This window comes from Streptomyces purpureus (assembly GCF_014648195.1).
GTDB classification, from domain to species: domain Bacteria; phylum Actinomycetota; class Actinomycetes; order Streptomycetales; family Streptomycetaceae; genus Streptomyces; species Streptomyces purpureus.
This window is the reverse complement of sequence record NZ_BMQQ01000050.1, coordinates 21237-28135: the sequence shown is the minus strand read 5'-3', so window position 1 is coordinate 28135 and position 6899 is coordinate 21237. Positions and strand designations below refer to the sequence as shown.

The following is a 6899-nucleotide window of genomic DNA, read 5'->3' as shown; positions in this document are numbered from 1 at the left end:
GTCCTGGCGGACGCGGTCGTGGAGAAGTTCGGCGGCGACTCGGTCCCCGAGACCCGCCGCAACGTCCAGTCGTACCTCGACAACCTGCACATCCGGTGACCGGCGGGCCTCTGGTCGTCCTGGTCGGGCCCATGGGGTCCGGCAAGTCCACGGTGGGCGCGCTCCTCGCCGAACGGCTCGGCGCGCCCTACCGGGACACGGACGCCGACATCGTCGCCGCCCAGGGCCGGGAGATCTCGGACATCTTCGTCGAGGACGGCGAGGCCCACTTCCGCGCCCTGGAGCGGGACGCCGTACGCGCCGCCGTCGCCGAGCACGAGGGTGTCCTGTCCCTCGGCGGCGGAGCGATCCTCGACGCCTCGACCCGGGAGCTCCTCACCGGCCTCCCGGTCGTCTACCTGTCGATGGACGTGGACGAGGCGGTCCGCCGCGTCGGTCTGAACACCGCGCGCCCCCTGCTCGCCGTCAACCCGCGCCGGCAGTGGCGCGAGCTGATGGAGGCGCGCCGCCACCTCTACACCGAAGTCGCCCGGGTCGTCGTCGCCACCGACGACCGCACCCCTGAAGAGGTCGCCCAGGCGATCTTCGACGCACTCGAATTGAAGGACGTATGACCGACCAGGAAGTGACCCGGATCGAGGTCGGCGGTACGGCGGGTACGGACCCGTACGAGGTGCTGGTCGGCCGGCAGCTGCTCGGCGAGCTCCCCGGGCTCATCGGCAACCGCGCCAAGCGGGTCGCCGTGATCCACCCCGAGGCGCTCGCCGAGACCGGTGAGGCCCTGCGCCAGGACCTCGCCGACCACGGCTACGAGGCCGTGGCCATCCAGGTCCCGAACGCCGAGGAGGCCAAGACCGTCGAGGTCGCGGCCTACTGCTGGAAGGCGCTCGGCCAGACCGGCTTCACCCGCACCGACGTCATCGTCGGCGTCGGCGGCGGCGCCACCACCGACCTCGCCGGCTTCGTCGCCGCGAGCTGGCTGCGTGGGGTGCGCTGGATCGCCGTACCGACCACCGTCCTCGCCATGGTCGACGCGGCCGTCGGCGGCAAGACCGGCATCAACACCGCCGAGGGCAAGAACCTCGTCGGCGCCTTCCACCCGCCGGCCGGGGTGCTGTGCGACCTGGCGGCGCTCGACTCGCTGCCCGTGCACGACTACGTCAGCGGACTCGCCGAGATCATCAAGGCCGGCTTCATCGCCGACCCGGCCATCCTCGACCTCGTCGAGGAGGACCCGGCCGCCGCGCGGACCCCCGCCGGGCCGCACACCGCCGAGCTGATCGTGCGGTCCATCCGGGTGAAGGCCGAGGTCGTCTCCAGCGACCTCAAGGAGTCGGGGCTCCGGGAGATCCTCAACTACGGCCACACCCTGGCCCACGCGATCGAGAAGAACGAGCGGTACAAGTGGCGTCACGGCGCCGCCGTCTCCGTCGGCATGGTCTTCGCCGCCGAGCTGGGCCGGCTCGCCGGCCGGCTCGACGACGCCACCGCCGACCGGCACCGCACGATCCTGGAGTCCGTCGGCCTGCCGCTCACCTACCGCGGCGACCAGTGGCCCAAGCTCCTGGAGACCATGAAGGTCGACAAGAAGTCCCGGGGCGACCTGCTGCGGTTCATCGTCCTCGACGGCCTCGCCAAGCCGACCGTCCTTGAAGGGCCGGACCCGGCGGTGCTGGTCGCCGCGTACGGCGAGGTCTCCGCGTGAGCCCGCACCCCACCCGCCGGGTGCTCGTCCTCAACGGCCCCAACCTTGGCCGGCTCGGCTCCCGCGAACCGGACGTGTACGGCGCCACCTCCTACGCCGGCCTCGTGGAGACGTGCACCAAGCTGGGCGCCGAGCTCGGCTTCGACGTGGAGGTCCGGGAGACCAACGACGAGGGCGAGATGATCCGCTGGCTGCACGAGGCGGCTGACGGCTCGATTCCGGTCGTCATCAACCCCGGCGCGTTCACGCACTATTCGTACGCGGTACGGGACGCGGCCGCCCAGCGCACCGCGCCCCTGATCGAGGTGCACATCTCCAACCCGTACACCCGGGAGGAGTTCCGGCACACCTCGGTCGTCGCCTCGATCGCCAGCGGCACCGTCGCCGGCTTCGGCATCGGCTCCTACCGTCTTGCGCTGCGCGCGCTCGCCGAGGAACTGAACGGCTGACCGGCCGACCGGGCACTCCCGGCCGTCCCCGGCCGTTGCCTCCGCGGAGGCCGGGGACGGTACCGTTCGGGTTGCGGGGGTCAACGCGCCCCCGATCAGCGTCAGTCGTACGAGACGGAGTGGCACCGGATGCAGCACGCGATGGGGGCTCCGTTGCCGCCCGGACAGGGCGCCCCGCAATGGGCGCAGGGCGCGCATCCCCCCGTTCCCCCGGTCCCGCAGGGCCACCCGCCGATGCCGCAGGGGCAACCCGCGCCGTACCCCCCGGGCCCGCCGGCCCCCAACTGGCCGCAGGGCGGACCGCACCACGCCTCCGCCCCGCCCTCCCGTGACACCACCGGCCACATCCAGCTCCCGCCCGGCGGCCCGGTGGCCATGCCCGCACCGCCGCCCCCGGAGCTCGGCACCGGCACCGCCACCCTCGCCGTTCTGCTCATCGGCCCGGCCGGGGCGGGCAAGACCACCGTCGCCCGGCACTGGGCCCAGCGCCGCCAGGTGCCCACCGCCCACATCAGCCTCGACGACGTGCGGGAATGGGTCTGCTCCGGCTTCGCCGACCCCCAGGCCGGCTGGAACGACCACTCCGAGGCGCAGTACCGGCTGGCCCGCCGCACCTGCGGCTTCGCCGCCCGTAACTTCCTCGCCAACGGCATCTCCTGCATCCTCGACGACGCCGTCTTCCCCGACCGCCCGGTGGTCGGCCTCGGCGGCTGGAAGCGGCATGTGGGACCCGGCCTGCTCCCCGTCGTCCTCCTGCCCGGCCTGGAGATCGTCCTGGAACGCAACGCCGAACGCTCCGGCAACCGCCGGCTGTCCGACGAGGAGGTCGCCGGCATCCACGGCCGCATGGCCGGCTGGTACGGCTCGGGCCTGCCGATCATCGACAACTCCACGTACGACGTGGAGACCACCGCCCGCGTCCTCGACGAGGTCCTGGCCCGTTCCATAGCCAGTCCGCCCAGCTGGTAGCCACGGCGCGGCCTCCGGCAGCCCCGGTCGGACGCGCTGACCAGGCCGCGGCGCCCGGTCGCTCGTAGGCTCGGAAGCATGTCAGAGGTGTATGCGGACCGGCGGGCGAGGCTGCGTGACCGCTGCGCGGCGGCCGGAAGCCCGGCGGCGCTGGTCTCCCGCCCGGCCAACGTCCGCTATCTCGCGGGCGGCTCCCCGCCCGGCGCCGTCCTGCTGGTCGGCGCGGGCGACGACGTACTGCTCTGCCCCCGAGCCCCGACCGGCGACCCCGCCGACGGCCGCCCCGACGAATCCCTGCGGACGGCCGTACTCCCCGCGAGCGGCGGCGATCCGGCCGTCGCCGCCGTCGACGTCGCGCGCAAGGCGGGCGCCGACGCACTCGCGGTCGAGGAGCACCACCTGACCGTCGCCCGCCATCGCGCCATGGGGTCCGTGGCGCCCCGGCTCCGGCTCGCCGATCTGGGCGGGGCCGTCGAGCAGCTGCGGATCGTCAAGGACGAGGACGAGATCACCTGCCTGCGGATCGCCGCCGAGATCGCCGACCAGGCGCTGGGGGAGCTGCTCGAGTCGATCCTCGTGGGCCGCACCGAGCGGCATCTGGCGCTGGAGCTGGAACGCCGGCTCGTCGACCACGGCGCTGACGGCGCCGCCTTCCCCACCTCGGTGGCCACCGGCCCCAACGCCGGGCTCGCCGCCCACCGCCCCACCGACCGGCGGGTCGAGGAGGGCGATTTCCTCTCCGTCTGCCTGGGCGCCAACTACCGTGGCTACCGCTGCGAGATCGGCCGTACGTTCGTCATCGGCACCACCCCCGCGGACTGGCAGATCGAGCTGTACGACCTTGTCTTCGCCGCTCAGCGGGCCGGCCGGGAGGCGCTCTCACCCGGTACGGAGTTCCGCGAGGTGGACCGCGCCGCCCGTCAGCTCCTGGACGCTGCCGGGCACGGTGGGGCCCTCGCCCCGCGCCTCGGGCACGGTGTCGGCCTCGAAATCGACGAGGACCCGCAGCTCGCACCCGCGTCCATGGGTAAACTGGACGCTTGTGTGCCGGTCACCGTCGAACCGGGGGTCCACCTCCCGGGCCGGGGCGGGGTCCGGATCGATGACACGCTCGTCGTGCGCCAGGAGGCGGACGGCGGACCCGAGCTACTCACCATTACGACCAAGGAGCTGCTCGCGCTGTAGGCGCGTATGCCTCCCTGGTCCCCACGTCAGTCCAGGAGATTCCGCAACCGTGGCTTCCACGAACGACCTCAAGAACGGCATGGTGCTCAAGCTCGAAGGCGGCCAGCTCTGGTCCGTCGTCGAGTTCCAGCACGTCAAGCCCGGCAAGGGCCCTGCCTTCGTGCGCACCAAGCTCAAGAACGTGCTCTCCGGCAAGGTCGTCGACAAGACCTTCAACGCCGGTGTGAAGGTCGAGACGGCGAGCATCGACCGCCGCGACATGCAGTTCTCCTACATGGACGGCGATTACTTCGTCTTCATGGACATGGAGACCTACGACCAGCTCATGGTCGACCGCAAGGCTGTCGGCGACGCCGCCAACTTCCTCATCGAGGGCTTCACCGCCACCGTCGCGCAGCACGAGGGCGAGGTGCTCTACGTCGAGCTGCCGGCCGCCGTCGAGCTCACCATCCAGGAGACCGAGCCGGGCGTCCAGGGCGACCGCTCCACCGGTGGCACCAAGCCGGCCATCCTCGAGACCGGCCACCAGATCCAGGTCCCGCTCTTCATCACCACCGGTGAGAAGATCAAGGTCGACACCCGCACCAGCGACTACCTCGGCCGGGTGAACAGCTAACCGTGGCTGCCCGGAGCAAGGCCCGTAAGCGCGCCTTCCAGATCCTCTTCGAGGCCGACCAGCGCGGCACGTCCGTGCGCAGCGTCCTCGCGGACTGGGTCCGGCACGCACGGTCCGACGACCGGCAGCCGCCGGTCAACGAGTTCACGATGCAGCTGGTCGAGGGGTACGCGGACCACGTGGCCCGGATCGACGAGCTCATCGCCACCTATGCGGTGGGCTGGGACCTCGACCGGATGCCGGTGGCCGACCGGAACATCGTGCGCCTCGGCGCGTACGAGCTGATCTGGGCGGACGAGACCCCGGACGCGGTGGCGATCGACGAGGCGGTGCAGCTCGCCAAGGAGTTCTCCACCGACGACTCCCCGGCCTTCGTCAACGGCCTGCTGGCCCGGCTGAAGGACATGAAGCCGAGCCTGCGCCGGGAGGGGGCGTAAGCCCGTCCCCGGCAGTCGAAGGGGCCCGCAGCACAGTGCTGCGGGCCCCTTCGCCGTACCCGCCCCACTGGTGCTGGGTGAGACGCGAAAACCGCCGGGTGGCGGGGAACCGTATGGCTCCCCGCCACCCGGCGGCAACGTTTCTTCTGAACGGCTGCAGGAGTCGGCTCAGCTCTCCTCGTGGGCCACGGCACGGCGCGCGTCCGCGTCCAGCACGCCCCAGCTGATCAGCTGCTCGGTGAGCACCGAGGGCGACTGGTCGTAGATCACGGCCAGCGTGCGCAGGTCGTCCTGGCGGATCGACAGCACCTTGCCGTTGTAGTCACCGCGCTGCGACTGGATCGTCGCGGCGTAGCGCTGCAGCGGGCCGGCCTTCTCCTGCGGGACGTGGGCGAGACGCTCCAGGTCGAGCACGAGCTTCGGCGGCGGCTCGGCGGCTCCGCCCGGAGTCGTACCCGGCAGCAGCTCCTGCACCGGAACGCCGTAGAAGTCCGCCAGCTCGGCGAGGCGCTGCACGGTGACGGCACGGTCGCCGCGCTCGTACGACCCGACCACCACGGCCTTCCAGCGGCCCTGGGACTTCTCCTCCACGCCATGGAGGGAAAGCCCCTGCTGGGTGCGGATGGCACGGAGCTTGGCCCCGAGCTGTTTTGCGTATTCGCTGGACATATAGCTCCCCGGACGCTGTGACAACGTGCGGCTCCGCCGCGCGGCTGGTAACTCACTGTGAGGTTACGCAGCGTTACTTGGCTGCGTCAAGCCGAATGGTCCGTACCGGCTCACCCGCGGGGGTGAGACCGAAGCACCCCCAAGGCCCTGCTAACGTGGAGGGCGCAATTCCGACGTCCTTTAAGGTCCGTCCCGTGAGGCGGAGAAGGAGGTCCGTTTCGTATGGACGCAACGCAGCACACCGATGCGGCACGCCCTGTTCTCGAGGGCCCCGACATCGCGCGGGTACTGACCCGCATCGCCCACGAGATCGTCGAGCGCGCCAAGGGCGCGGACGACGTGGTGCTTCTCGGCATTCCCACCCGCGGGGTGTTCCTCGCCCGCCGACTGGCCGACAAGCTCGCCGACATCACCGGACGGAAGATCCCGGTCGGCTCCCTCGACATCACCATGTACCGCGACGACCTGCGGCTGCGCCCGGCGCGTGCCCTGGCCCGCACCGAGATCCCCGGTGACGGCATCGACGGCCGTCTGGTCGTCCTCGTCGACGACGTGCTCTTCTCCGGCCGCACCATCCGCGCCGCGCTCGACGCGCTCGGCGACATCGGCCGGCCTCGCGCCGTGCAGCTCGCGGTCCTCGTCGACCGCGGTCACCGTGAACTCCCGATCCGTGCCGACTACGTCGGCAAGAACCTCCCCACGTCGCTGCGGGAGACGGTCAAGGTGCAGCTCGCCGAGGAGGACGGTCGCGACACCGTGCTGCTCGGTACGCAGCCCGCCTCCGCGTAGGACCGGCTTCCCGACGGGTCCAGGGCACAGCCCTGCGCGCCCGCATGCCCGAGGGGCCTCCGGGGCACACCCCCGGACCC

General features: G+C 71.8%; 9 protein-coding genes. 8 read left to right on the top strand and 1 reads right to left on the bottom strand.

Features of this window, described 5'->3' with window-relative positions; genetic code table 11:
• Positions 1-95: 95 nt before the first annotated feature.
• From IEZ01_RS33375 to nusB, 7 genes are all read left to right on the top strand, one after another.
• Entirely contained in the window at positions 96-614 is a 519-nt protein-coding gene (locus IEZ01_RS33375) for a shikimate kinase (RefSeq protein WP_019884830.1), read from the top strand.
• Entirely contained in the window at positions 611-1705 is a 1095-nt protein-coding gene (gene aroB / locus IEZ01_RS33370; RefSeq protein WP_189205497.1) for a 3-dehydroquinate synthase, read from the top strand. The genes IEZ01_RS33375 and aroB overlap by 4 nt, the downstream gene beginning before the upstream one ends.
• Positions 1702-2154, top strand: coding sequence for a type II 3-dehydroquinate dehydratase (gene aroQ / locus IEZ01_RS33365; RefSeq protein ID WP_019884828.1), 453 nt, complete (start codon positions 1702-1704; stop codon positions 2152-2154). Before aroB ends, aroQ begins: the two co-directional genes overlap by 4 nt.
• A 129-nt stretch (positions 2155-2283) precedes the next feature.
• Positions 2284-3123 carry a Pro-rich N-terminal domain-containing protein gene (locus tag IEZ01_RS33360; protein ID WP_189205495.1) on the top strand — a complete coding sequence of 280 codons (840 nt, stop codon included), beginning with the start codon at positions 2284-2286 and terminating at the stop codon, positions 3121-3123.
• A 78-nt stretch (positions 3124-3201) separates the two neighbouring features.
• Positions 3202-4308 carry an aminopeptidase P family protein gene (locus IEZ01_RS33355; protein ID WP_040875101.1) on the top strand — a complete coding sequence of 369 codons (1107 nt, stop codon included), beginning with the start codon at positions 3202-3204 and terminating at the stop codon, positions 4306-4308.
• A gap of 49 nt (positions 4309-4357) precedes the next feature.
• Complete coding sequence (efp, locus tag IEZ01_RS33350) at positions 4358-4924, top strand: elongation factor P (RefSeq protein ID WP_189205493.1); 567 nt, start codon at positions 4358-4360, stop codon at positions 4922-4924.
• 2 nt (positions 4925-4926) lie between these two features.
• The gene (nusB, locus tag IEZ01_RS33345) at positions 4927-5361 is read left to right on the top strand and encodes a transcription antitermination factor NusB (protein WP_019884823.1); all 435 of its coding nucleotides are present in this window, start codon (positions 4927-4929) and stop codon (positions 5359-5361) included.
• A gap of 168 nt (positions 5362-5529) precedes the next feature.
• Here nusB and bldD read toward each other — a convergent pair whose 3' ends face one another.
• A complete protein-coding gene (gene bldD / locus IEZ01_RS33340; RefSeq protein WP_005319862.1) occupies positions 5530-6030 on the bottom strand; it encodes a transcriptional regulator BldD in 501 nt (166 codons plus the stop codon).
• A gap of 222 nt (positions 6031-6252) precedes the next feature.
• Between bldD and pyrR the strand changes: the two genes are divergently transcribed.
• A complete protein-coding gene (gene pyrR / locus IEZ01_RS33335; protein WP_019884821.1) occupies positions 6253-6819 on the top strand; it encodes a bifunctional pyr operon transcriptional regulator/uracil phosphoribosyltransferase PyrR in 567 nt (188 codons plus the stop codon).
• The last annotated feature ends 80 nt before the right edge of the window (positions 6820-6899 follow it).